Source organism: Neobacillus sp. plas4 (assembly GCF_057221695.1).
Window position 1 is genome coordinate 3,432,501 of sequence record NZ_CM170152.1, and the last position, 26,691, is coordinate 3,459,191.

General features: G+C 38.1%; 23 protein-coding genes, 1 rRNA gene and 4 pseudogenes (1 of these 28 cut by a window edge). 4 read left to right on the top strand and 24 right to left on the bottom strand.

Annotated elements, in window-relative coordinates; genetic code table 11:
* Positions 1-668: ribosomal RNA gene (locus AC2TFD_RS17125) — 16S ribosomal RNA — on the bottom strand (it extends 930 nt beyond the left edge of the window).
* Positions 669-1,143: 475 nt separating this feature from the next.
* Here AC2TFD_RS17125 and AC2TFD_RS17130 point away from each other — a divergent pair.
* Positions 1,144-1,362: a DUF7010 family protein gene (locus AC2TFD_RS17130; RefSeq protein WP_420489094.1), complete on the top strand. Its 219-nt coding sequence runs from the start codon at positions 1,144-1,146 to the stop codon at positions 1,360-1,362.
* Between the two features lie 23 nt (positions 1,363-1,385).
* Positions 1,386-1,547: a hypothetical protein gene (locus AC2TFD_RS17135; protein ID WP_420489093.1), complete on the top strand. Its 162-nt coding sequence runs from the start codon at positions 1,386-1,388 to the stop codon at positions 1,545-1,547.
* A 176-nt stretch (positions 1,548-1,723) separates the two neighbouring features.
* Here the strand turns inward: AC2TFD_RS17135 and AC2TFD_RS17140 are convergent, their stop codons facing one another.
* The 16 genes and pseudogenes from AC2TFD_RS17140 to AC2TFD_RS17215 all read right to left on the bottom strand — a co-directional run bounded on the left by AC2TFD_RS17140 (position 1,724) and on the right by AC2TFD_RS17215 (position 17,211).
* The gene (locus tag AC2TFD_RS17140) at positions 1,724-3,352 is read right to left on the bottom strand and encodes an acetate--CoA ligase (RefSeq protein WP_335517103.1); all 1,629 of its coding nucleotides are present in this window, start codon (positions 3,350-3,352) and stop codon (positions 1,724-1,726) included.
* 131 nt (positions 3,353-3,483) lie between these two features.
* Positions 3,484-4,659, bottom strand: coding sequence for an iron-containing alcohol dehydrogenase (locus AC2TFD_RS17145; protein WP_335517100.1), 1,176 nt, complete (start codon positions 4,657-4,659; stop codon positions 3,484-3,486).
* Positions 4,660-4,960: 301 nt separating this feature from the next.
* Positions 4,961-5,143, bottom strand: a complete 183-nt coding sequence (locus tag AC2TFD_RS17150; RefSeq protein ID WP_335520205.1) for a hypothetical protein — start codon at positions 5,141-5,143, stop codon at positions 4,961-4,963.
* 73 nt (positions 5,144-5,216) lie between these two features.
* Positions 5,217-5,822 (bottom strand): TetR/AcrR family transcriptional regulator, encoded by a 606-nt coding sequence (locus AC2TFD_RS17155; RefSeq protein WP_335520208.1) that lies wholly within the window; start codon positions 5,820-5,822, stop codon positions 5,217-5,219.
* Positions 5,823-6,045: 223 nt separating this feature from the next.
* Entirely contained in the window at positions 6,046-7,116 is a 1,071-nt protein-coding gene (locus AC2TFD_RS17160) for a phosphotransferase (RefSeq protein WP_335568120.1), read from the bottom strand.
* A 291-nt stretch (positions 7,117-7,407) separates the two neighbouring features.
* Positions 7,408-8,442, bottom strand: a complete 1,035-nt coding sequence (locus tag AC2TFD_RS17165) for a zinc-binding dehydrogenase (protein WP_484673623.1) — start codon at positions 8,440-8,442, stop codon at positions 7,408-7,410.
* Positions 8,443-8,555: 113 nt separating this feature from the next.
* The gene (locus AC2TFD_RS17170; protein WP_484673624.1) at positions 8,556-10,049 is read right to left on the bottom strand and encodes an aldehyde dehydrogenase family protein; all 1,494 of its coding nucleotides are present in this window, start codon (positions 10,047-10,049) and stop codon (positions 8,556-8,558) included.
* A gap of 296 nt (positions 10,050-10,345) precedes the next feature.
* Positions 10,346-11,089 (bottom strand): SDR family NAD(P)-dependent oxidoreductase, encoded by a 744-nt coding sequence (locus AC2TFD_RS17175; RefSeq protein WP_484673625.1) that lies wholly within the window; start codon positions 11,087-11,089, stop codon positions 10,346-10,348.
* A 69-nt stretch (positions 11,090-11,158) separates the two neighbouring features.
* On the bottom strand, positions 11,159-11,566 hold the full coding sequence (locus tag AC2TFD_RS17180; protein ID WP_335520178.1) for a hotdog family protein: 408 nt from the start codon (positions 11,564-11,566) through the stop codon (positions 11,159-11,161).
* Between the two features lie 38 nt (positions 11,567-11,604).
* On the bottom strand, positions 11,605-12,060 hold the full coding sequence (locus tag AC2TFD_RS17185; RefSeq protein WP_335520181.1) for an FAS1-like dehydratase domain-containing protein: 456 nt from the start codon (positions 12,058-12,060) through the stop codon (positions 11,605-11,607).
* Complete coding sequence (locus AC2TFD_RS17190; protein WP_335520184.1) at positions 12,057-13,616, bottom strand: AMP-binding protein; 1,560 nt, start codon at positions 13,614-13,616, stop codon at positions 12,057-12,059. Before AC2TFD_RS17190 ends, AC2TFD_RS17185 begins: the two co-directional genes overlap by 4 nt.
* 118 nt (positions 13,617-13,734) lie before the next feature.
* Positions 13,735-14,148, bottom strand: a complete 414-nt coding sequence (locus AC2TFD_RS17195; RefSeq protein WP_484673626.1) for a nuclear transport factor 2 family protein — start codon at positions 14,146-14,148, stop codon at positions 13,735-13,737.
* A gap of 87 nt (positions 14,149-14,235) precedes the next feature.
* Positions 14,236-15,006 carry an SDR family NAD(P)-dependent oxidoreductase gene (locus tag AC2TFD_RS17200; protein ID WP_335512583.1) on the bottom strand — a complete coding sequence of 257 codons (771 nt, stop codon included), beginning with the start codon at positions 15,004-15,006 and terminating at the stop codon, positions 14,236-14,238.
* Positions 15,007-15,082: 76 nt separating this feature from the next.
* Positions 15,083-15,496: a nuclear transport factor 2 family protein gene (locus AC2TFD_RS17205; RefSeq protein ID WP_335512581.1), complete on the bottom strand. Its 414-nt coding sequence runs from the start codon at positions 15,494-15,496 to the stop codon at positions 15,083-15,085.
* 8 nt (positions 15,497-15,504) lie between these two features.
* Positions 15,505-15,678, bottom strand: coding sequence for a hypothetical protein (locus AC2TFD_RS17210; RefSeq protein ID WP_335512579.1), 174 nt, complete (start codon positions 15,676-15,678; stop codon positions 15,505-15,507).
* A 792-nt stretch (positions 15,679-16,470) separates the two neighbouring features.
* Positions 16,471-17,211: pseudogene (locus tag AC2TFD_RS17215) on the bottom strand (CoA transferase).
* A gap of 536 nt (positions 17,212-17,747) precedes the next feature.
* Here AC2TFD_RS17215 and AC2TFD_RS17220 point away from each other — a divergent pair.
* Positions 17,748-17,860 (top strand): annotated as a pseudogene (locus tag AC2TFD_RS17220) (IS3 family transposase); the annotation flags it as partial.
* A 321-nt stretch (positions 17,861-18,181) separates the two neighbouring features.
* On the opposite strand, the gene AC2TFD_RS17225 reads toward AC2TFD_RS17220, so the two are convergent.
* From AC2TFD_RS17225 to AC2TFD_RS17250, 6 genes and pseudogenes are all read right to left on the bottom strand, one after another.
* Positions 18,182-18,667, bottom strand: coding sequence for a nuclear transport factor 2 family protein (locus AC2TFD_RS17225; RefSeq protein ID WP_335516928.1), 486 nt, complete (start codon positions 18,665-18,667; stop codon positions 18,182-18,184).
* A 360-nt stretch (positions 18,668-19,027) separates the two neighbouring features.
* Positions 19,028-20,671 carry a flavin-containing monooxygenase gene (locus AC2TFD_RS17230; RefSeq protein ID WP_335516930.1) on the bottom strand — a complete coding sequence of 548 codons (1,644 nt, stop codon included), beginning with the start codon at positions 20,669-20,671 and terminating at the stop codon, positions 19,028-19,030.
* Between the two features lie 47 nt (positions 20,672-20,718).
* Entirely contained in the window at positions 20,719-21,708 is a 990-nt protein-coding gene (locus AC2TFD_RS17235; protein ID WP_335516931.1) for an alpha/beta hydrolase, read from the bottom strand.
* A 636-nt stretch (positions 21,709-22,344) separates the two neighbouring features.
* Positions 22,345-22,527, bottom strand: a pseudogene (locus tag AC2TFD_RS17240) (GrpB family protein); the annotation flags it as partial.
* Positions 22,528-22,821: 294 nt separating this feature from the next.
* Complete coding sequence (locus AC2TFD_RS17245; RefSeq protein WP_484673627.1) at positions 22,822-22,959, bottom strand: hypothetical protein; 138 nt, start codon at positions 22,957-22,959, stop codon at positions 22,822-22,824.
* A gap of 434 nt (positions 22,960-23,393) precedes the next feature.
* Entirely contained in the window at positions 23,394-24,167 is a 774-nt protein-coding gene (locus tag AC2TFD_RS17250; protein WP_484673628.1) for an SDR family NAD(P)-dependent oxidoreductase, read from the bottom strand.
* A gap of 284 nt (positions 24,168-24,451) precedes the next feature.
* Here AC2TFD_RS17250 and AC2TFD_RS17255 point away from each other — a divergent pair.
* Positions 24,452-25,045, top strand: a pseudogene (locus tag AC2TFD_RS17255) (transposase); the annotation flags it as partial.
* A gap of 556 nt (positions 25,046-25,601) precedes the next feature.
* On the opposite strand, the gene AC2TFD_RS17260 reads toward AC2TFD_RS17255, so the two are convergent.
* On the bottom strand, positions 25,602-26,636 hold the full coding sequence (locus AC2TFD_RS17260; RefSeq protein WP_484673629.1) for a zinc-binding dehydrogenase: 1,035 nt from the start codon (positions 26,634-26,636) through the stop codon (positions 25,602-25,604).
* Positions 26,637-26,691: the final 55 nt, after the last annotated feature.

The window sequence follows — 26,691 nt, forward strand, 5'->3', positions numbered from 1 at the left end:
TCTGTACTCAAGTCCCCCAGTTTCCAATGACCCTCCACGGTTGAGCCGTGGGCTTTCACATCAGACTTAAAGGACCGCCTGCGCGCGCTTTACGCCCAATAATTCCGGACAACGCTTGCCACCTACGTATTACCGCGGCTGCTGGCACGTAGTTAGCCGTGGCTTTCTGGTTAGGTACCGTCAAGGTACCGGCAGTTACTCCGGTACTTGTTCTTCCCTAACAACAGAGCTTTACGACCCGAAGGCCTTCATCGCTCACGCGGCGTTGCTCCGTCAGACTTTCGTCCATTGCGGAAGATTCCCTACTGCTGCCTCCCGTAGGAGTCTGGGCCGTGTCTCAGTCCCAGTGTGGCCGATCACCCTCTCAGGTCGGCTACGCATCGTCGCCTTGGTGAGCCGTTACCTCACCAACTAGCTAATGCGCCGCGGGCCCATCTGTAAGTGTCAGCGTAAACCGACTTTCAGCTTCCCCTCATGAGAGGGAAAGAATTATCCGGTATTAGCACCGGTTTCCCGGTGTTATCCCAGTCTTACAGGCAGGTTGCCCACGTGTTACTCACCCGTCCGCCGCTAATCAAGAGGTGCAAGCACCTCTTGATTCGCTCGACTTGCATGTATTAGGCACGCCGCCAGCGTTCGTCCTGAGCCAGGATCAAACTCTCCAAGAAAGTTGATATAGCTCCGAAAAGTTACGTTGGCTAGTTTCTATAGAAGAAACTAATATTTTTTGTTGACGTTCTTGTTTGTTTAGTTTTCAAAGAACAACGTGTCACTTGTTTTTAGCGACAAGAAATATCTTATCATATTCTCTCCACTTGAGTCAACACATTTTTTCAATCCATCATGTTGTCAATCACTCTGCGACGGAACTTTCTTATAATAACATCGTATCAATAACGGTTCAATTTGAAATTCCTTCCAACTCCTCATTTATGCTAAATGGCCCCAAATCTTATCATTTTTACTGAACTAATTGTATTAACATACCACCTCAAACAATTTTATAAGGGAGACTTTGTATAGACGGTCACTCGAACAATTACAAACTAATCTAATATCCTTTGCTAAAAAAGGGTTAACCGTTTTTACTATCCAGTTCATTTGTCTTTTTTATTATTTACTTACCTGCCACTCATTTTCTCCATGGATACCGTCTACCTCATCCGGATTTTCGGATTGATTATCATTTTTCTAATCGGAACTTTACTTAGTAAGCCATTGAGTGTTAATGTCACGGCACCCAATAACCCATTAGCCACATTAGGTAGAATACTTGCAATATTCCAGGCATTTTATATACCGGTTTTTAACATTGACTATATGTACATTCCTGAATATATTCCATTCAAATCGGATTATTAGGAGGCTCACTCTTTCTTCCCTATTTGTGGGTATACAAAAGTAGAACATACTTATTTGTATCTTTAGGGACTTGTATAACCTCACTAATCTTAGGAGGAATCTTTTATTTCTGCGGTTCTTTACAACAGACTATTGCTACAATATTAATCTCAATTGTTGTAAGGACCAATTGTACCATCAACTAGTAAGATGGAATGGCATCAATTACTGGCCAAGGATTTTGTATTTCTATATTAATATTTTATCTATCAAGAACAAAATCGACGTTGTAGTGAGATTTCCGCTGTAATCAAAAAAAAGTTGCTGCCCACCAATTTGAGCAGCTCATTTTGAAACAGTAAATATTAGAGTTTAGCATCCTTTAACTTTTGGCTGTTTGCTCATTCACTTTCAAAAGATATCGTTGAATCTTACCGCTTGGAGTCTTCGGAAGATGATCCGTAAACTCAACTTCTCTTGGGTATTGATGTTTAGATAATTTACTTTTAACATATAAGGATAATTCGTTTGCTAGTTCGGCGGAAGGGGCAAAAGATGGATTTAGAACAACATATGCTTTTACGATTTCGCCTTTAGCAGGATCTGGTTTCCCGACAACCGCCGCTTCCGCCACAGCTGGGTGCTCGATTAGACTGCTCTCTACTTCAAATGGACCAATCCGATATCCTGCACTGGAAATAATGTCATCTGCACGTCCTTGGAACCAAAGATATCCATCTTCGTCCTGACTGGCGAGATCGCCTGTTAATAGCCATTTTCCTTTTATTTTTTCTTCTGTTTTTTCAGGGTTTTGCCAATAGCCTAAGAAAAAGTATGGAAATCCAGTCGTATCGACGGCAATTTGTCCCACTTTCCCTTTTTCAACTGGATCCCCATCTTCATCTACCAAGGCAACATTAAAACCAGGAGATGGCAGCCCCATTGAACCTGGTTTTACAGCCATATCGGTCGTATTAAAATTGTCCACAATCATTCCTGTCTCTGTACAGCCATAGTGATCATAAATCTCTCTTCCGAAGGTTTCCTTAAAGAAACGGACTACTTCCGCATTTAATGGCTCACCCGCACTGCTAAATTTTTTCACTTGAATATTATATTTTTTCGCCAGCTCAGGACCATATGTCATCATCATTCGATAGGCGGTTGGAGCATATGCAAAGTTGGTAACCTTATATTTTTCCAATAGAGTATAGACCTTTTCAACATTAAAAGAACCTTTATAAACAACAATTGAAATGCCATAGCTTAAAGGGACGAATGTACAATTGATTAGTCCATAAGCCCAGCCTAAATCAGCTCCCCCTAACATGATATCGTCATCCTCTACACCAATTCCGTGTCGAACATAAGGATAAGAACTAAGTAGGATTTTATGAGCCCAAACGGCTCCCTTCGGCATACCAGTTGATCCTGACGTATATTGGATCACACTTGGCTCCATTATATTTGTAGGTTCTGTTAGATGCTCGTCTGAAAAAGACCCTATAAATTCCCAAAACGTTAATCCGTTGCTTGTTAATCCATCCGTCAAAATAAGTTCACTTGGAATCGATATTTTATCGATTTTTGCAGCTTGTTCTTGGTTGGTTACTAATATTTTACAATCACAATCTTCTAATCTGTACTTGATTGCTTCCTGGGCAAAAGCTGTAAACATTGGTACATAAACTGCTCCTACTTTCCATGTTGCCAGTACCGTGATAATCAATTCCATGTCCTTACCAAGAAGACCTGCCACTCGATCCCCTTTCTTTACTCCAAGGTACCTTAGTGCATTTGCCATACGATTCGATTGTTCTTTTAGTCTTTGGTATGTCCATACATCTGTATTTCCCTCAGCATCTTCCCAATAAATTGCAACCCGATTTGGGTCATCTGCCCAACGATCACAGCATTCATGTCCCATATTAAATTTTTCTTGTACATTCCAGTCAAATGTTTTCACTACCTTTTCCCATGAAAAACGTTCAAGGAGTTCTTGATACTTCATTTCAATCACCTCGTAAAATATAAATGAAAAACGTTATTTCTATTTAACTTAAGCGCTTTCAAAGAAGTGTAATTAAATTTTCACAGCAGAATAATGTTAAACCATCATAAATCTAGCTGTTGTTATTATTCCTACCATGCCGCCTCTAATAGTGAAGTAATTTCTTTATTTAAATCACCAGTTCCCAAAACAAAACTATTTTGTTCACCTTGAATATCGATAAGGATATTTTTTACTACTGAGGGAATGCTTTCTTTTTTAACTTCAAAATCTCTTAAGTGGTGTGGAATTTCCAGGTCTTGAATCAGACCTCTAATTAATGTAGGAGCCATACTGGCGTTTTCGGTTCTATTTCCCTTACTAAAACCTAAAGCTTCTGTTATTTGTGCCTGTTGGTCACTCGTTCTTGGTAGTAAAATCTTCATTACATGGGGAAGCATAATGGCAGAGGTCATTCCATGAGGTATGTCATAGGTTGCTCCCAGTTGATGGCCAATACTATGAGATAATCCTAATTTAATATTTACGACAGAAAACAATGATAACCAGGCTCCTAGTTGACATTCCAATCTAGATTCTAGGTTTGTAGGATCATTTTTAGAAATAGGTAGGTGATCATAGAGTTTTTTTAACGCTTGTAATGCTAGACTCGTATTAATTGGATTTGGAACAGGAGTATATAGTGTCTCAACTGCATGATCGACAGCACGAATCCCGGTTGATATCCAAAGCCAATCAGGGGTCTCGACCGTAAATGCAGGATCTAGAAAAACGAATTTTGGTGTCATGTTTAAATGGGAAAACTTATATTTTACATGATCCTCTGCCTTCGTCGTACCTGCTATGCTTGTAAATTCTGATGCAGATAGTGTTGTAGGAATCGCAATATGAGGTAAATAATCCAGCATCTGTGGTGCTTTTTCTCTTAAATTCTCCGAATAAGGATACAAATCGTCTTCAGACTGAATGCCTTCAGATAAAACCAATGATAGGATCTTTGCTGCATCGATCGGACTACCGCCACCACAGCTAAGGATAAGATCAGGGTTAAAATCACGTATTTCTTTTATATTTTGCATCAAAATGTTGCCGGGGACATGTTGTTTTGAGCAGGTTACATATGTGTCTAATTGATTTGCGTGGAGAGTTTCAATCATCCTTTGATACGCCTTTGTTTTTAACATACTATTAGTAGTGACGATCAATAATCTCTTAGCATTAAGCTTCTGTATTTCGCTTACAAGCTGTTCAGCTACGATATTAATCCCGTAATGAATCCGTTCTACAGGCAGATACTGGTAAATCATTCTTGGACCCCTTTCCTTAATATGTAAACTCATAAATCAAACAACTGTTTGTTTTTAATTATAAACAAAAAAGTTTGTTTTGTATATAATTTTATGAATATTAAAAACTTTTAGCTTAAAACAATTATATACTAGAAATAAAGGAAAATACAATGCCTCCAATAGGGTCTACTAATCACTAAAAAGGACATTTAAAAACAGTGAAATTTCAACGTGAAACCTCACTGCTTAATAAGACCCTCCCCCTTTATGATAAGATTTATCTATTATTCCGATTTTTCCCCAAAAATAGCAAATGGCTTTATCTTAAGTACCATCGACCATTTTTATTTATTAATATTCCCCTGCTTTTTAACCTTCTTAAATACCTATTTATCGTATCGGTTCTAACATTTTCATTCATCATTTTATGGCAATTGTTTAGAATATTTTTGGCAGATAATCCCGGAGAGTTTTGTAATAAACCTTTTATTACCTCATCCAAGGGGTTCACCTCCTAAGTTTTAAAGTTTCTAACACAATCAAATAGAAAATGAAATCAGATAATAAGGAAGCTATTAAGGTTTACGCCAAACTCCTTGAAGTACAAATGCATTAAATTGTTTTGAAATTTCATCAAATGAATACTTATTATCAGGTGAAAACCATCGCTGCATGTAATTATAGACACCAAAAATGGCAAAAGTCATCAGTTTAGGATCTAAATCACTGCGAAATTCTCCCTTTTCAATCCCATCAATCACAATTTTACGAAAAAGACGGTCATATTCGTCTCCAACTGTTGCGATTTCCCCGCCGAATTCCGTTTTGAACCACTCGATTGAAATCCAAACGAATAACTCACTTTGGTATTTCTCAAAACTTGAAATATGATTTTTCAAAGCTTTTTCTAATTTAATAGAAGGAGAATCGCTTGAATTGACAATCACTTTTAAATTCTCCGTCATTTCATTCAATGGTCTCTCAACAACAGCATATAATAAATCATCTTTTTTTTCGATATAGTAATAGAGGCTTCCCTTAAGCATTCCCACTTCATTCGCAATATCCTCTAAAGTGGCCGCTTTATACCCTTTTTCCCGAAAAACCTTGGCGGAAGCATCTACAATTTTATTAAATTTTTCAAATGACTTATTTGTTCTTTTAATATTTGGTTTTGCCACCATCTTTTCCCCCTTTACCCATTCAATAGTTTTCATTTAATATTAATGAATATTATATCTCATAAATCTTTTTTATAAAACAGACGATTGTTTGAGGAGTTTTTAGAGTCCATTTCCATTACTCTTCAGAGATATAATAAGGTCACTCATGCACTTGAATGGGTAAAGTTGAATAAGTATTGTCACGACCACCAACGTACACTTATCAACTTTTTTCTATTAATTAAAATTTTCCCGTTTCAGTGATTTCATAGGCAGACAACATAAGATTACTAACTCTATCTTTAAACTCTGCGAATCGACTGTCATTCGTCTGCCCGACCTTCCACCGATAATAAATTTGTTGTAAGGCTACAGCTAATTTGAAATAGGTAAAAGCCAAATAAAAGCCCAACGGAGGAATATCATAGCCTGTTTGGATTGCATATCTATGAATAAACTCATTCCTCGTAATAAACCCTGGCTCGGTGGTTACGGTTGGGAGACTCTCTTTGAGGTAGTCAGGATCATCTGGTTCTAACCAATAACCTAATGCTCCGCCTAAGTCAAAAAATGGGTCTGCGACGGTTGCCATTTCCCAATCTAATATCGCTTCGATTTTTGTAAAATTTTTTAAGAATAACATATTATTTAATTTATAGTCATTATGAATTAAGCTCGAATATTGGGAATTAGGGATGTGATCTACCAACCATTGAGATAGTTTTTCAAAATACGGGATATCATCTGTTTTGTACTTGAGATAGCGTTGAATCCACCCATTTACTTGTCTCTCTAAAAATCCGCTTGGCTTACCAAATTTGGATAAATCAGCGTGATTGTAGTCGATTGTATGCAGTTGAGCGAGTGCATCGACCACCTCGTTTGAAATGTTTACACGTAATTCGTCCGTCGCATTAAATCCCGCCGGAAACTGATCGTTCAATACTACCCCTTGTTTTCGTTCCATAACATAAAAAGGTACTCCTAACACTTCGGTATCTTCACAAAAGACATATGGTTTAGGAATGAATGGGAAAAAAGGATGTAGTCTAGTTAATAAATCTGATTCACGTTTCATATCATGTGCTTTTGGCGGAAGCGGACCTGATGGTGGACGACGCATAACGGCTTCCCAATCACCGCAACGAATAAAGTAGGTTAAATTTGAGAAACCTGTTGTAAATTGTTCTACTTCAAGCTCTTTATTCCCGAAATCAGTTATATGTTCGGCTAAATAGGTTTTTAATGCATTTCGATCAAAGTCTTCACCATCCCGAACAGGAACGGTATCTTTCTTTTCTATTTGTTCCATGCTATTCACCTCCAAAATTAAAAACTAACGGTTGTTTGATTTTTATTATAATCGCAAATGGAATCCTTTTCAAGTGTATATTTCAAATTTTCTGAAAAAAATAAACTGAATGGAGCGTGGCTCTTTAACAATCATAAATAGGGTTTCCTGTAGAGTACGCTTTAACAGGAATAATCAAAAAAGAATTCATTATAGGGAGGACTCCTTTCTTGCTTCTTCCTCGCTACAATAGAATTCTAGTTATTTAACAACTTTTTTTCAAAAAGCGTATTTTATTTAAGATCACTAATTTTAATTAAAGTCGGTGATAACATAAGTTCCAGTATTGGAGAAATTGGCCATATCTTCAAATATTTTATTTACATCTGATAGTGCAATCTCACCCGAAACCATTTTTCCTGGCTGTAAATCACCTTGAGCCACAGAAGCCAAAAGCTTATCAAAACGGTGAACAGGCAGTCCTAACGTCGTATACAAATGAATTCCTTTCATCAGCATCTCATCGATTGGAATGGAAATATAACCAGATTCTGCCTTCGAGGTGACACCAATTTGTAAGTGTCTTCCACCTTTTCTTAAGCTATGAATCGCATTTACACATGTTTGGGCAATCCCTAGAGCATCCACAGATACATCTGCTCCACCTCTTGTTAATTCCTGGACTGCTTCAATCGGGTTATTATTTTTGCTGTTTACCGTATGAATCGCACCCATTTCTTTTGCTAAACTCAGATTCGATTCATTAATATCCACGCCAATTACATGCGCCCCTAATGATTTTGCAATATGAATTGCAGACAAGCCAATTCCGCCGCAGCCGTATACTACAACTGTTTCTCCAGGGCGAACCTTCGCGATATCAACAACTCCATGGTATGAGGTCATTACCCGGCAACCGAGAGCGGCGCCATCACGGAAACCGATTTCCTCTGGAAGATGAACGAGATTGCGATCCGCATGCGGAACCGGTACATATTCTCCAAAACCGCCGGAATAAGTAAATCCTGGAATATCAGGAGAGTCACATAAATGAACGTTCCCTTTTAAACAGTGCGGACATGAGCCCTCACTTCCAGTAATCGGTATAATGACACGGTCACCTTTTTTAAAGTTCTTTACTTCGCTTCCTACCTCTTCGATGACACCACATAACTCATGGCCTAACACATTGGAACCTGAAGCAAGTTCTCCAGCCCATACATGCCAATCACTTCGGCAAACACCATTTGCTTTTACTTTCACAATGACTCCATTTTTATCAATGATTGGATCTGGAACATCTTTCAAAACCATTTTTCTAATATCTTCTAAAACAAGTGCTTTCATTGTATTTCCCCCTCATTTACCTGTATTATTTTTTTAAAAAAATTTAAATGGATAAAGTTTGAAAATACATGTGTCAAAAGAAAAGAAAACAATTAAACTAGCGGACCATATCCTTAATCTAAGTTTATCCAAACATTTTTAATTTCTGTATACATATCAATGGAGGCGGCGCCATTTTCCCTTCCAAGTCCACTTTGCTTATATCCTCCAAATGGTGAGCCAGGTTCCGTAATATTGTACGTATTCACCCAAACATTCCCCGTTCTCAAGGCATGTGCGACTTTATGTGCTTTCCGAAGATCGGTTGTACAAATTCCGCCACCTAAACCATAAACCGTATTATTTGCCTGCTTAACAACCTCATCAATGTCAGTGAACGGCATTGCTCCAACGACTGGACCAAAAATTTCTTCTTTTGCAATGGTCATTTCATTATGGACATTAGAAAGAACCGTTGGCTTGACGAAATGGCCTTTTGCCAAATCAGCTTCAGTTGCATCTCCACCAATCACGACTTCGGCCCCTTCTCTTTGTCCAATATCCAAATAATTTAAGACCCGACTTTTCTGTTTTGCTGAAATAAGAGGTCCGATGACAGTTTCCTTATCGAAACCGTTTCCAACTTTATAGTTCTTGGAATATTCCGCTAGGTCTGCTAGGAATCGGTCATAAATTTTACTCTCAATAAACAATCTTGAACCAGCAAAGCACACTTGACCGGAATTAAAGAAGATCGAATTGGCAGCATTAGCAAGAGCCGTTTCATAGTCAGCATCTGCAAAAATAATATGGGCAGATTTTCCGCCTAGTTCTAGAGTTACTTTTTTAATATTTGATGCACTATTTTGGATAATTTGTCTTCCAGTTACCGTAGATCCGGTAAAGGCAATCTTATCAACATCAGTGTGAGATGCTAATGCTGAACCAACAGTTGGACCATAACCAGTGACAATATTTACAACACCATCTGGGAAACCAGCCTCTTGTACCAGTTCAGCAAATCTTAATAGACTGATAGGGGTTTCTTCAGATGGTTTAACAATCACTGTATTTCCAACGGCAAGAGGAGCGGATACTTTCATGATGGCATTCATTAATGGAGCATTCCAAGGAACAATCCCTGCACACACGCCAATAGGTTCACGGATTGTGTAATTAAAGATATTCCCTGGTGTCGAAGAAGGTATGGTTTCTCCCGTAATTTTTGTGGCCCATCCTGCGTAGTAACGGAAATTGTCTGCAGCTGCAGCTGCAAAACCGGTGGTTAATGAAACCGGCTGTCCATAATCAAGTGTGTCTAAGTGAGCTAATTCTTCTGCATTTTCTTCAATTAGATCCGCTAGTTTTAAAATCAATCTAGCACGCTCATTGGGTTTCATTTTTGGCCAAGGGCCTTCTTCAAATGCTTTTCTAGCAGCTGCTACAGCGCGATCCACATCTTCTTTGTCGCCTTCTGCCGCCGTTGTGATTAATTCCCCAGTAGCAGGATTTCTTATTTCTGTTCGTTTACCCGAAATCGAGTCTACCCATTTGCCACCGATAAACATTTTTAATGGTTTCGAAGTGAATTCTAACGCCTTTGGATTTAACGCAATTAATGTAGTCATATCAATCTTCTCCTCCTTTTTTATTAAATAACATATAGGAAAATCTTAGAAGTCATTTTATTACAAACAATATTCGAATTATTTTTGAATATTGTTTGTAATATCCACTTAATTATCTCCTTCTTAATAGTTTTAAGTTTCATCAAATTATTCTCATCAATTTATTTAAATAAATTGATCTACAGTAGCACCAGGCATGTTGATTTCATCTTTTTCATTGTTAAAAAAACTTCTAGTTCTACTTCTCTCTTCTCATAGTTACAAGATAAGTTTTTATAGAATATCAGATTTACGTGCTAAACAACCGCACGTCCACCATCAATAATATGATTTTGACCAGTTATATAAGATGAATCATCCGATGCAAGAAAAAGAGCTAGTTTTGCTACTTCCTCAGGCTCCCCAAGCCTGCCAATTGGAACTTGTTCACCAAGGAAATCTAACATCTCGTCAGTAAAGCCGTTAAGTAAAGGAGTTTTACATGTGCCTGGATTTATTGAATTGACACGAATGCCTTTGTCGATATATTCAAGGGCAGCCTGTTTTGTTAGCATAACCATTGCTCCCTTAGAAACAATATAGGCTGAAGACCCAGGTGTAGCTCTAAAGCCTCCTATTGATCCTGTGTTTACAATGGAACCGCCGCCACTTTTAAGCATCATTTTAATCGATTCTTGTAGAACAAGTAATGCACCTTGAACGTTTACGCTAAAGACTCTATTCCATTCATCAAGGGGATATTCGTGCATTGGAGTCTCTACTAACCCGGTAATTCCTGCATTGTTACATAGGATATCTAACCTGCCGTATGTTTGACGACATTGTTTGAAGGCGTCTGCTACTTGCTCAGGATCAGATACGTCTGCTTTAAATGTCTGAATTTCTCTATCTATTTCTTCTTTGAGCTTTTCAACTTTATCATTGATATCAATAGCAAAGATTCTAGCTCCTTCTTTCGAAAACTCTTTCACCATTGCCCTTCCAAATCCAGAGGCAGCCCCTGTTATAATCGCAACCTTCCCATCTAACTTTTTCACCATATAAATCCTCCCCATTTATTTTTGATTTATCAGAGAGACAGATTATTCAAAAATAAAGAATTTCTCCTCTTACAGTCTGACAACTGCTGTTCCAGGAGCAATCACTTCTCCTGCTTCATTTTTGATATAAAGTTCTAGTGTAGCTTCACCTGCTTTTTCATTATAATAAGTGACTCTTCCACCAGAATAAAGCGTCTCACCAACATAAGCAGCCTTTCTATTTGAATAATCAATCGAAGCTAAATGTCCCTCTTCACCCAGCCACTCATTTACAGATTGATTCAACCAATCTCCAAGCATAGGACCAGGTACAACCAAATCCGGGTAATTTTCCACTTCTGTCGTATAAGGATAGTCAAAATGGATCCGATGGGCATTAAACAAAACCGCGTTATACAGAAATAATTGCACACTATCAGGCTTGAATTCGCGTTGGGGTAACGTATCGCCAACCTTAATCTGTTTTATTTTTGACATAGCTCGCTCCTCTCTTAGTGCAATTACCAACTAGTTAGCTAGCGTAAAATTCTTGTTGTCGTTTCGGTTAGTACCTTTTTGCCGCCCTCATTTACAACATTCATCGTAATCTCGTAAAAAATGAGAGGACCTTTGGAACCTTGCTTTTCATAAATATCCGTTAATGTCCGGGTTGCCGATAACCAATCGCCAGGAACAATAGGCTGGTGGTATTCAATTTTTAATCCTCCAGCCATGGCTTTTTTTAACGGAAATTCCGGCAAAAGCGGATCAATGGAAACACCGTCAGGACTAAGTTGATCCATCTCGACTACGTCCCAAAATAGAGACACATGAAACATTGGCGGTGCCACATCACCCTTAAGGTATTTCGTCAGTCTTTGTCCGGTTGCAATCGCATATTTTCTTATATCGCGCCGGGTAACGATCTCTTTTCTTGGCGGTGCCGACCGGCCAATATTTGCAAGTAATTCATCTGTTAATAACTGACTCATACTTTATTCCCCCGTGTATTCTGATATCTTTCTCTTAGCTCACGCTTAAGAATCTTGCTCGTTGGTGATTTAGGGAGGCTATCGACGAATTCAACAGAACGTGGTTTTTGATAGGAAGCTAAATGGTTTTTAGCTGTTTCAATAATTTCTTGCTCTGTCGCTGTCCGTCCTGGCTTCAGAACAACGGCCGCTTTTACTAGCTCTCCCCATTCATCATCAGGGACACCAAAAACGGCCGCTTCTAGAACAGCGTCATGTTGGTAGATTGCGTTCTCAACCTGTGTACTATAGATATTTTCTCCACCTGAAATGATCATGTCTTTCGCGCGATCGACAATAAATACATACCCATTTTCGTCCCATGAAGCGATATCTCCTGTATATAACCAACCATTCTTTAATGTCTTTGCAGTAAGATCAGGTCTTTGCCAATACCCAATCATATTTGCGTCCGACTTAACTATTATTTCTCCAGCTGTCTTCCCATCCCTAGGAACGAGATTCCCTTGTGGATCGACGATTTGAACTGAAGTTGTGAACGCCTCTCGACCACAGGAAGATAATCGTTGAGGATGTATTCCCTTGATTGCATTTAAATGGTCCTCCTGGGAAAGAAACGTCATGCCCATTCCTTCTGTTTGACCGTAACCTTGTATTAACGTACAAGGAAAAGCATCAAGTGCAGCTTTTACGACCTTCATTCCCATTGGTCCGCCGCCGTATTGGATGTTTCGAAGACTGCTAAGATCATAGCTCTCAAAGTTATCAACTGACATCATCCAGTTCAACATGGTTGTAATCCCTAGGAACGCGGAAACACGCTCTTGTTGGATGATCTCAAGCGCTAAATTTGCTTCAAAATTGATCAGAACTAATGGACAGCCATGAGCCATATAATTAATCGCAAGAACAATCGGGATGTGGAACATCTGTCCTGTCAGCATATAGACATCCGTAGGAACAATTCGTTCACCAACGGTCTGATTTAGCATTCCAGCATAAAAGCCTTTATGGGAATGGAGGGCTCCTTTAGACTCCCCAGTTGTCCCACCTGTATAGAGAATGAGCATTGGGTCATCGTCGCCGATGGTTGCCGATTGCTTCGGTTCTTCAGTAGAAGCAGCCTCAACGAGCCGTTCATAAGAGCCATCCCCATCTTCTCCGTACTCTAACCAATGATCGATATCTACAAGATTTTGAAGCTCTTGCCGTACTTTTTGGAACTCGCTTGAACTAACAAGGACAGAGGGTTTCCCATCTGCTAAAATACGGCTTAATTCACCAGTACCTAAACGCCAATTAAGCGGCTGAATAATCAATCCAACACGTGCACACGCAAAGTAATTTTCAATATACTCGACACTGTTTTTTGAAATAACCGCAACACGATCACCTTTTTTAAGTCTAAAATCATTCATATACCCATTTGCTAATCGGCGAACCCTTTCATCTAAGGTGCCATAATTCATTCGACGGTCATTTGGTATATCAATTAATGCTGGCCTTGTAGGATCAAGTTTTGCATATTTTGCTGGAATTTGTCCGATATTTACGATATCCGTTACCTCCTAACATGATCTGCTATTTCCTTCCCATTCATTAATAGAATGATCGTTTACAAAGCTAGTAATTTATGATTTTCCATATGATCAAAACTGTTTAGAGAGTAACTCGTTAGAACGGTAACTCCAAATCTAGATGGCGCTTCGATATCTTCCAGCTGCCGCCCACTTTGACAACCTCATCTCGATAAATACCGGTCGTTAAAAGTCTAATGCATCCATTTTCAACCGCCGTCAATGTTAAACTTGAAAGGACAGAAGCCGCTTCATCAGCTTCTTTTTCAAAGAATATATTTGATATATTATGGAGTCGCTTGTCCGTCTGACCTTCCATTGCACCGGTCATCAACTTCATGATTTCGTTTTGGCCTTCGAAAGGCCCAATTAAATCTCCATCAGCAATGCGCATTGACATTACCGCTTCCTCTGCAAAACAGTCTGCTAGCATATCCACAGTGCGTGAATCATACCCATAAGCCGCCTTATTTAATAATTCATGAATCGCTAATTTATCGTTTGACTTCATCCTTATCCACTCCTTTTTATTTAGAAAATGGTTATACAAAATGGATAATCTACTATTTCATAAGTATGGCTATACGAAAAACATATCTTATACGGCAGTAACGCCACCGTCTATTGATACAGTTGTACCGTTGATGTATTTAGCTTCATCAGAACCAAGGAAAACTAAAAGATTTGCGATTTCAATCGGTTCTCCTAATCTTCCATCAGGAACCATCATGGTGATTCTGTCATAGTATTCTTGTGGGTTTTCTGGGTTAAATTTATTAGCCGCGTTTACTACCATGTCAGTTTTAATCGGTCCTGGACAAATGGCATTGACACGAATTCCTTTTTTCCCATATTCAATCCCTGCTACTTTTGTCAGGCCCGCAACTGCATGTTTACTAGCAACATATCCAGAAAAATTTTCGTGAGCAATCAATCCACCCATAGATGAGGTGTTAATCACGCTTCCTGAACCTTGTTTCTCCATTTGCTTTAACACATACTTAAGACCAAGAAAAACTCCAGTTACATTTATATCTAAGACCTTCTTAAAGGCATCTGTATCGTATTCCGTAATAGGTGCAACAAACCCCTCGATCCCAGCATTGTTATAGAAAATATCTATTCTTCCATGTCGAGCAACCGTTTCATTCACATACCTTTTCACGTCTTCTTCGTTTGTAACATCTGCTTCTATAAAAGAAACTTCTCCCCCTTTATCTCTTAATCTTTGAACCACTTCTTCTCCCACTTCTCTATTTATATCGATTAAAACAACCTTTGCCCCTTCTTCAATGAACCTAGAAGCCGTTTCTCTGCCTAGTCCTCCGCTACCTCCAGTGATTACGGCAACTTTGTTTTTCAATCTCATACCCCATCTCCTTTTCAAAAAAATATTTATAGTATTTAAAAAGTTAAACCCCAAATCATTTTACGAAATCCCTTTTTTAAACTGGAAGCTCAATATCTAGATGCCGTTTGCTTATTTTCCAGCTCCCATTTACCTTGACTACTTCATCGCGATAAATGCCGGTTGATAGCAGTTGACAAGTCCCATTCTCTGTAGCAAAAAGAGTCAAACTTGATCGAGCGAATGCTTGCTCTTCCCCTTCCTTTTCAAAAAAAATATTGGAGATCTGATGCAAACGTTTATCAGTCTGTCTTTCACTCGCACGTTTCATAAAATTTAAAACGGCAACTTGACCATCATAGGGGCCAATCAAATCTCCGCCGCCAACACGTATCGTCATCACAGAATCCTCTGCAAAGCATTCTGTAAGCATTTCTATATTGTGGGAATCATACCCATGTGCTGCTCTGTATAATACTTCGTGGATTGCTAATTTTTCTTCTGGTTTCATTATTTCGTTCACTCCTTTTCAGACTGAATATCATCGAGTGCCTTTATTAATTCCTTCCCGCCTTCTACTAGTTCTGTATCTGCTACGCCAACAATGGCTACTTTTCCGCGTAACGTCACCTCTAATAGAAATTGCATTTCCTCGATTAGATATGATTTGACTAGCAGTTTCTTCTTGGCCATTTATATCTAGGCATAGTACCTTAGCTCCTTCACGGCCAAATCGGAGTGCAGTCTTTTTTCCATCCCCGAACCTGCACCAGTAACAATCGTAACTTTGTCTTTGATTTTAATAACAATCTCCTCCGTATAAAACACAATTTACAAGTATACTAGTAAAAACTAAACTGTTAGTATTTGTCTTAATCCATCACTCCTTTCAAGGACCAATAAGAAAGTCTTAAAAGTGTTGATGTTGTTAAAAAATTTAGTCCTATAAAAATCCATTTTTTCAAAAATAATAAGAGTGATGTCTTCTAATTTGTTAATTCAGAGATTTATTAAGCAGATAAGGTGGGTTTATTGCACAACTTTCGGTAATCTTTTAAATCAAATAAAACTTAATTTAATTATTACTCTAAGAAGTTAGGCAAACAAACTGAGTAGTATTGGTGAGGTGGATATTCGTTCATCGTTAATAAGCGCTTACATATTTGGTAATAAGTTAATTATTTGTGAGGAGAAAATCCGGAAGTTATTTTTGCCATAATAATATTGTAACCATAAAAAGGTTTACTGGGATTGCTAAAATTTAAAACATGGCAAACTATAATATAAAACAAACAACCATTTGATTCATATTATAGTTTGGTTTCCTAATCAATGCAAGAATATTCTGAATGTATTTTATTGCCTTTGTATTTCCTTAATACATAATCGACCACGGTTGAATCGTCTATACTACCCCTTCACTTTAATAGGTTTCTTTTTTCTCTTTCATTCTACGCTCTTCAAGAATTTCCGTATTATGTTCACTTAATTGAGCGGCTGTGAATAAATAGAACCAGGTGTTTCCGAAAGTTTAATAGGTATGCCTATCTGCTTTCCATTTATGCCAGGAAGATCTTGAATCATTTGGCGGTTTTTTATTTGAGGATTATTTTCCATTTCATCAAAAGTTAACTCAGGGGAAACGCAAGCATCATAATGTTTAAAGATTTCTACCCATTCTACTAAAGTCTTACCTTGGATGATTTGAATGATTTCCGTTTTCATTTCATCCTGTATATTTTGAGGTGCGTTAAGAGAATCGATTAGATCTTCCCTTTCGATCGCTCTACAAAACTCGCTCCAAAACTTTAACTCTAAAGCACCAACGGCTAAATAACGTTGATCTTGCGTTTCAAATACTTCATAGCATGCTTTCACCTGATAAAGGTAATTCCCCTTTGTTCGGAAGGTTATTATTTGCTAGGTAATTGGGAAGCGTGGTTTGAACCATGATACAGCTCCATCCAGCATCGAAATATCGACAATCTGTCCTTTGCTTGTTTGATTCCACGCCTGCAATGCCATTAAAATCCCAATTTCAGCATTTAAAGACCCACCACCGATATCGGCAATTTGAACGGCTGGTGGAACTGGTTTTCGATTACGCTCCCCAAAGTTTGTGAGGAAAAATATGAAATAAATTAAGGAGCTTACAATAAGATTGATAGTTGGCTTTGTATAAGCAAGGATTAAGTCAAATCTTAGAAAGACAAAAAACGATTCTATCTTTTAATAAATATATCCGTCTAACTGAAAATCAAGGTAAGAAAGTCAAGTTCGGTCCTCGAGCATTAACCACAAGACTGGAGCATTTTTGGGAACAACAAGTCGGACGATTCAATCATAAAGTGATTTAAACAGGGATCATCTCAGATATGCAGAAAAATGAACATGAATCATCCAGAAGCTGTTTATGGTATCGCGGTGTAGGTCAAGGAGTGATGATCAATTGTGAAATATCAATATCTGTTATTCTATTTGCAGTGTTAGCTTCTGATAAATCATCACTAACTAGAATGATAGTTGGTCTATTGTTATCATGAATTTTTAATTTAAAAATCTATTGATAGGAGGGGAAAATAATGTACTTGTTTGAACTATTTATTTCTATTGAAATATTAAATTATTTTGAAGAGGAATCTAACTTTTTAAATACACAACAAAAAGTTGTCCCAATCTTTAAGAAAATTCAATTTATTTAAATTAAAAATAATTGGTTTAAATTGCTGTCGGAGGAAATAATCAACATTACCTCACCATAGGAAGCAGAACTTAATAGACTCCGTAAGGCAAACAAGCAACTTCAAATAGAGAACGACATTTTAAAACAAGCTGCGCTGTTACTAGGGCGAAAGTATATGTGATATGGAATAACTAACACAAATACTCGATATCAGCAATGTGCAAAGTTCTTCAACTACCTAGAAGCACCTAGCACCTATTTGTTGTGTCATCATAACTTTACGCCAAGGATTTAGAAAAGAAAAAGGAAAAAAAAGAAATAAAAGAACAATTGAAAATTCAATTTAGGAAATTTTACGAAGTGTGGTCTTGAGATAAAGGGGGTGCTTCACAGAGATGACCTCTAAAAGAGGACTCCCACTTAAGGAAGTCCTATTCTTTTATTGACTTACATGTAAAGTAGCTTCTTAAGTTAAAAGCGAAATGTACAGTAATCTACTATTATACGATCACATTAACCCATTTTAGGGTTAATACGAGTTTCAGGATTATTTGACCATGGTTCTAAAACTGGAGTCATGTAATGTATCTTTATCTTTCTTTCTGTAAACCGCCATTTTCCTGTTCGATTACTTAACTTATCCCGATAGGTAGCAGATATAACAAGGGGAACTCCTACCATATTAGTAGCCGTTGCATCAACATCGGTGACTGATGTAGCATTACCATTATCTATTTCAAGACTGATTACAGTGTTCATTGAATAATGGTGAGTTTCAGGGAAATACCTCCAATTAGTCCTTGTCTTTTCTAAAATCTCCTGTTTATTACTACAAGTATCCCCAGGGTCACCAAAATCCCATACAGCATCATTTTCCCAAACATCCATAAACAATTCTTCATCTTTCTTATCGAAGCCATGATTATATCTTGCTATTACTTCTTTTATTTCTTCACGAGCTTCTAATTCCAAAATTCTTTCTTCTAGTGTTTTGGACATAATACACCCCTTTATCGTTTTATTTATTCATAACATTTAAATTTAATATTTAGATTGTTAATAATAGTAGTAGTTATCATAATAACCTTAATACTGATTGATTCGTTTTTCTTTTCCCAAAAATGCTACTACCTCTCCCCATTTTGGGGAGATTCTTCAAAGTAGCGTTAATTTTTCTTTTAAGAAAACATGAACTCAAATCAGATTTTAAAAAAAGGGATTATCCCTCATTTGCAAGGTAGCATAACCTCAATTCAATACCAAAGATATTCTATTTATGAAGATCATTTTTGGATCTGTCTTAACTATATACTAATGTTCAGCAAGTGCACCCAGTGTTTATCTGGGGGTATACCCTTATCAGCGTACCGTAGTCTTACTAGAGGACATCAAAGAAAATCCCTCATAGCCCTTATTGGCTACTTCATCGCATTTGTCGCGGTATGGTCCATAACCCCCAACATAAATCTGGAATCCACGTGCTTTACCAGGAATATTCGCACCCGTATACCAGGATTCAGCCTTGGTATAGAGCGTTGAGTCGGCCAGCTCGCCGCAGTGCTTGCTCCAGGCCTCTTCCGCCTCTACCTTTGCTTCAATAATTTCAATATTCTTTTCGCGAAGATAGTTGATACAATCCATGACCCATTCAACATGCTGCTCAATCGCTACAGGCATGTTGCCGAGTACAGAAGGACTTTCTGGTCCGGTAATCATAAACATATTCGGGAAACCAGCAGTAGCGATTCCAAGGTAAGTTCTCGTCTCCGAACCATTAACCCATTTATCCTTAAGGGACACGTCATCCTTACCACGGATATCGATCTTAAACAAGGAACCTGTCATACCGTCGTAACCGGTTGCAAAAACGATTGCATCCAACTCGTATTCACTATCAGCAGTCCGTATTCCCTTGGCTGTGATCTCCTGAATAGGCGCTTTCTTGATATCTACCAAACTAACGTTTGGTCGATTATAGGTCTCAAAATAATCAGTGTCAATGATTGCACGCTTAGTACCGTAATAGTACGTAGGTGACAACTTTTCGGCTGTCTCAGGGTCTTTTACGGTTTCACGTATTTTTGAGCGGATGAACTCGGAGGCCGTTTCGTTGGCTTCCTCGTTTGCAAGTAAATCATTGTAAGCAAACAATATTCTTGCGCCGCCCGCCTCCCAAGCCTTCTCATATGCCTTTCGACGTTCTTCAGGTGAATCCTCGAGAGCTGACTGATTATTAATTGGAATCGGTAAGCCGCCCAATGATGCGCGTACTTCCTTCTTCATTTCATGGAAGTTTTCTTTTGCTTGTCGTATAAACTCCTCTGTGTACGGATTGTTTTTCGCTGGTGTACTGTATTGTGGCGTCCTTTGAAAAACGGTGAGGTGGGCTGCCTCTTTGGCAATAACTGGGATTGCCTGTACACCGCTTGAGCCATTGCCGATAATTCCAACCCGCTTACCCGTAAAGTCCACTTTTTCATGCGGCCAATGTCCAGTATGGTACCACTCCCCCTCAAAGTTATCTAAGCCCTTAATGCTAGGGATATTAGCGGTAGAAATACAGCCTACTCCTGTGATGAAGTATTTAGCCGATACGCTTTCTCCATCCTCCGTTCTGATGTGCCATCTATTTGAGTCATCATCGTAATAGGCAGACTTGATGCGTGTATTGAACTGGATATCCCGCCGCAGATCGAACTTATCTGCTACGAAATTAAGGTAACGCAGGATTTCTGGCTGCTCAGGGTATCTGGAAGTCCATGTCCATTCCTTATAGAGTTCTTCAGAGAAGGTGTAGTTATAATAAATGCTTTCCGAATCACAGCGCGCTCCAGGATAGCGATTCCAATACCAAACACCGCCGACACCATCAGCTGCCTCATAGACACGGGTAGAGAAACCAGCCTCACGTAAGCGATAAAGCATATATAACCCCGAAAATCCTGCACCTATTACAACCGCATCAATGTTAGTTACTTGATTGTTTTTTTGAGTAGCTGTCATTTTAATCCTGCCTCCTAATGAATTTAATTTTGGAAACCCTTTCATTATTACGGTCTATTGGTTAAATGGACTTGCTCTGATTTGACCCCATTTAAGAATCGGGCAATTTTAGAAATCGTTACTTTTATCTGTTCAGGGAAAACCGCCATATTGGTAAAATATCCATGAACTAAACCTGGCTCAGTATACGACTCAACTTTACCCCCAGCTTCTTTTAAGCGTTTTGCATACGCTTTACCTTCATCCCGTAGGACGTCAAATTCAGCAGTCACAACAAAAGCCGGCGGAAGACTGTTGAGATCCTCAGCCAATAATGGAGCTACATAGATGTTTTTTGAATCTAACTCATTGTTGATATAATACTCGCCAAACCAAATCATTAGGTCTCTGTCCAGACCAAACCCTTCGGCAAATTCAAGGTATGAATCGGTATCATACCCCAAATCTGTTACAGGGTAAATTAGTACTTGGGCAGAAATGTTTGGTCCTTTTCGATCCCTGGCCATCATCGAAACGACTGCAGATAAATTTCCACCGGCACTATCTCCGCCGACTACAATATTGGAAACATTACCATTTATGGACGTAGCATTTTCATATACCCATTGCAAGGCTGCATAGGAGTCTTGTACAGGAATTGGGAACTTATATTCAGGAGCAAGTCTATAATCTACAGAAACTACTACTCTTTCTGTCCTGTTTGCGATCATTCGGCAGCTTGCATCAGCTATTTCAAGATCACCAAGGACCCAGCCACCACCATGGTAATAGACAAAGAGAGGAAAAGGACCCTGGCCTTCTGGTGTATAAATTCTAACATTAATTTCAGCATCGTCGCCAACTGGAATCAGTCTGTCCTCAATTTTTGCGAGCGGTGCCAGTTCAACCTCTACAGGGGGGGCCTGTGCGAACATATCTCTTACTGTCTGAGGTTCTAACGTCTGAAGGAGAGGAATTTGATAAAACATTTCTAAATACGCTTTTGCTTGTGGGTTTAAATTAGCCAAAACCATCATCCCTTCTTTAAAAATCTTCATTATCCTACCTGCATTCCAGAAAAAACCATTTCTTAGATTCAAAGGCTATTACATTATTCCCTTCACGACATTTTAGTACAAGAACTAAATTTCATATCAATCCCCCCTCGAAATGATTGGTAGTACTCAAAAATGAAACAATCATCTGTTTGAATTATACATTCAATTAAATTTAATATCAATACAAAAAATTCAGAATATTAAAATAGTATTTGATTACTTTTGTCCTTTTTTAGTCGGGTTCTAAGTAAATCAACCAAGATGTAATGACACTATTAAGCAAAATTGAAATCTTTAAATCCAACCAAAAGTAGTCTTTATTTACCCAACCTTTACAATTTTACAATTAATACCATGTTAAAATATTGTCGTAGATCTATCAAATATGAAATAGGAATCTGATATGGGAATCTGTTGCGGGGTTTGTTATGAAGTATTAAAAGATGATGATCTAATCAAAATAGATTTTACAAAAGCACTTACTCACTATACTTGCCTTGATCTTGGGATTAACTTAATAAAGAATATAGATAAATTCGGGAATATAAAAGAGAAGTATTCATTCTTTAGTGAAGAATTAGTATATTAATCCTACTGTCGTGTTGTAAAGGGTATCCAGTAAAATGCAATTTAAATTTCTATTACAATATCTATATCCAAAATTGGTTTTGCTCCCAACCCTAGGACTGAAGTGCTTCCAACGTGTTCTATATCAATAATCAAATCAGATAAAGACTTACTTATTACTTGTTTTATTGATTTGAATTCCTTTATCCATCGCTCATCGAAATTTATAATTTTTATACCAGAATGTGTCAATCTTTGCTCCCCTATATATTGTTGTTTCATTAATCTTAAATAAAAAATAGCTTGGAAAGAGTTTCCCAAGCTAGATTGCCATAAATAGGTCTGACCTTCTTCCTTTTTCAATCGTTCCTTCTTCATGTTCGTAAAATAGACTTACTCCAATAGGGGGTACCAGCAAGTTCAACCCTCAGCTTGCGGCAATTTACCTCGACTGTAATACACATTTTAATTTCCGCTTATCATAATTTAATCCATGTTCCGATAAGAAATCAGCAAATTGTTTGATTAAAATAATGATCTGGAGAATTAAGAAGCAGCAAGAAAAAATCGAGCAACTGGATGGTAAGCTTGGTTGGGATGACATAAATTATATTTCTCAATTTGATTACGAACAAATAAAATAACTTTATCTTTCTCTATTGCCCTGGTATGAAATCTTTTCATTCCACCCTTAAACTTCCCTTGACTCTTTGCTATTTCAACTCCTTCACGTTGAGCAGTTTTAACTCACTGTTTTTCCTCTCCTCTTAAACCATCCATGAAAGAAGAGGCAAAACAACATAAGAAACCATTTGCTCCATTCCTTCGATCTTTTTTTACTTTCGCGTATCAAGAATATGCATGTTCAGAAACACGATATTTAACAAATATACCAATAAACCCCTTCTCAAAAACCATGGTTTTTGAGAAAACTAAAAAAGGGTGATTTTCCACCCTTTTTTCGTCATTTTTTATACCAAAACTTATATCAAAATCAATTTATCATAAATGAATTTTTTGGATTACCGATAACAAGTGCTATGCCGATTAAACAGGAAAGCCTAAAACTAGTGAATGACTTTCAGCGCCCTTACAGAATGTACTTATTTGGAATATTGTTATTGAGGAAAAACACCGCCGTCAATTGTATAAATTGATGCTGTTACATATGATGCTTCATCCGATAACAAAAACGCTGCAACATTTGCGATTTCTTCTGGTTCACCGTAACGTCCCATTGGAATTGCCGAAGTAAACATTTTTTCTGCCTCCTCGGCAGCACCTGGTACGGTATTTTTTTCAATTCGTTTAACCATTTGTGTGTTTACTCCACCTGGTGCTGTAGCATTCACCCGTATACCGTGTCCGGCTACCTCTGCTGCAACAACCTTTGTCAAGCCAAGAACAGCGTGCTTAGATGAGTTATATGCTGACATGCCTGGTGTACCCACGAGTCCAGCTTGAGAACCAGCATTTACAATGCTTCCTGAACCTTGTTTTTTCATAACAGGTACTACATATTTCAAACCTAAAAACACACCTTTTACATTTACATTGAATACAAAATCAAATGTTTCAAGATCGTAGTCTTCTACAGGTAAAGTTTTTCCTTCTACCCCAGCATTATTGAAAAATCCATCGATTCTACCGAACCCTTCAACTGTTTTATGAACATAATTTTTAACTTGATTCTCTTTTGTCACGTCAGCAGCAATTGTAAGATATCTACTATCTTCTAGCTCAAGTTCTTTAGCGGTTAGATGTAAAGCGTCTTCATTTAAATCAACCAAAGCTACGTTTGCACCTTCTTGATACACTTTTTTTACAAGTGCTTTTCCGATTCCACCGGCTGCACCAGTTACTAATACGACTTTCCCATCAAATTTACCCATGCTCATCCCCCTTAGAGATAACGCTTACATTTTAAGTGTACTCCTAAAATTTCCATCTACCAAACTATTTGCATATAAAATGGTAGGAAAAATCATTGGATTCTCTTTCCCATTGCAAATTAAGGTGTTGTAATGTTTTATCGTTTTTAGAAACTAACATTTCTACCTTTTCATCTAGTAAAACATCGGACCAAATTTGAAACGAATGCTCGATAAGATGCCCCATCATGTGCACTAAGGTAAATTTTATCCTATTGAAGTTCTGCAACTTTAAAAACGAAAAAAGGCATAAACAGGTTAGAAAGGGCAAAGTAATGGATCCTGTAAGCCCAATTATTGATAAGTGGCTCCAGGAGGATTTGAAGATAAAGAAAAAGTATCGTAAGCAAAAAGAATATTTGACCAATTGGTTAGTGATTATAGTTTTAAGGGTGCAGACCGAACAGTTAGAGAATATGTGTCTAGTAGAAAAGTAGAATTATTAGAGGATACCTCGAATTCTGCCATCCCATTAGAAGCAAAGTCAGGTACAGCTCAGGTGGACTTTGTGGAAGCACCGTTTAAACATAATGGAGAGACTATTGATTTACCCTTTCTAGCGCTTTCCTTTCCTAATAGTAATGCTTTTTATTTTCAGGTCTTTTTTCACAAAATAGAGAGTGTTTTTTAGAAGGATTAAAGCGAATATTTCATTACATAGGTGGAGTGCCAAAGACAATTCGATTCGATTCGATAATCTTGCCCCAGCTGTAAAGAAGGTAATACCTAATGGAGGTATAGAACTGACAGAAGAATTTCAAAACTTTGTATTCCATTATGGTTTTGAACCTGAATTTTGTAACCCTGCCAGTGGCAATGAAAAAGGTCATTTAGGTGCGAGTTGAAGTCGTTGTGTAAATTGTCATTATATGACTGCTCCTTCCGCTTGGGGTATTCCTACTGTCACATGCGATGGGAGTAATTCTCTGGTGTGAAGCTGACAGGACAATGTGAGAACTAGATAAACTATATATCTATATATTGCTAGGAAAAGCTTTTCTATTGTTAACTTATGTGAACTGATGTAAGAGTCGTTACCTTTGCTGTGCGAAATATGGTTGACACGCTCTACCCAAAATGGGGCAGAATTAGGCATTAATCACTCAATTTTAAATATTCCAAATAAATCAAATCTACGTTAGCCAATTGTGATTGGATAAAGCGTTAAAATGAAAAGGAATGGAAATAAAACAGAAGGATTTTCGGTAAAATTTATCCTAACTGAAATAAATGGTCTAATAGCGAAATTTATACTTCCTTATAAGTTAAAATGAGGAGAGAAGATCGCTCTCCCCTCCTTCAGCCTAATACCCATTGTTTAAATTAAACTCTAGAAAGCTAGTAAGGATGAACCGCGCAGTACCTCTGTTTTAAAAAGGAATCACGGTTAAACCATTAGTCAAATTTTGTTATGACATAGGTTCCAGTATTTGAGAAATTCGCCATATCTTCAAAAATTTGATTTACATCAGATAGAGCAATCTCACCCGAAACCATTTTTCCTGGCTGTAAATCACCTTGAGCCACAGAAGCCAAAAGCTTATCAAAACGGTGAACAGGCAGTCCTAACGTCGTATACAAATGAATTCCTTTCATCAGCATCTCATCGATTGGAATGGAAATATAACCAGATTCTGCCTTCGAGGTGACACCAATTTGTAAGTGTCTTCCACCTTTTCTTAAGCTATGAATCGCATTTACACATGTTTGGGCAATCCCTAGAGCATCCACAGATACATCTGCTCCACCTCTTGTTAATTCCTGGACTGCTTCAATCGGGTTATTATTTTTGCTGTTTACCGTATGAATCGCACCCATTTCTTTTGCTAAACTCAGATTCGATTCATTAATATCCACGCCAATTACATGCGCCCCTAATGATTTTGCAATATGAATTGCAGACAAGCCAATTCCGCCGCAGCCGTATACTACAACTGTTTCTCCAGGGCGAACCTTCGCGATATCAACAACTCCATGGTATGAGGTCATTACCCGGCAACCGAGAGCGGCGCCATCACGGAAACCGATTTCCTCTGGAAGATGAACGAGATTGCGATCCGCATGCGGAACCGGTACATATTCTCCAAAACCGCCGGAATAAGTAAATCCTGGAATATCAGGAGAGTCACATAAATGAACGTTCCCTTTTAAACAGTGCGGACATGAGCCCTCACTTCCAGTAATCGGTATAATGACACGGTCACCTTTTTTAAAGTTCTTTACTTCGCTTCCTACCTCTTCGATGACACCACATAACTCATGGCCTAACACATTGGAACCTGAAGCAAGTTCTCCAGCCCATACATGCCAATCACTTCGGCAAACACCATTTGCTTTTACTTTCACAATGACTCCATTTTTATCAATGGTTGGATCTGGAACATCTTTCAAAACCATTTTTCTGATATCTTCTAAAACAAGTGCTCTCATTTTACATTTCCCCCTCATTCACTATTATTTGATAAACGTAAAAGAGATCGGGCTG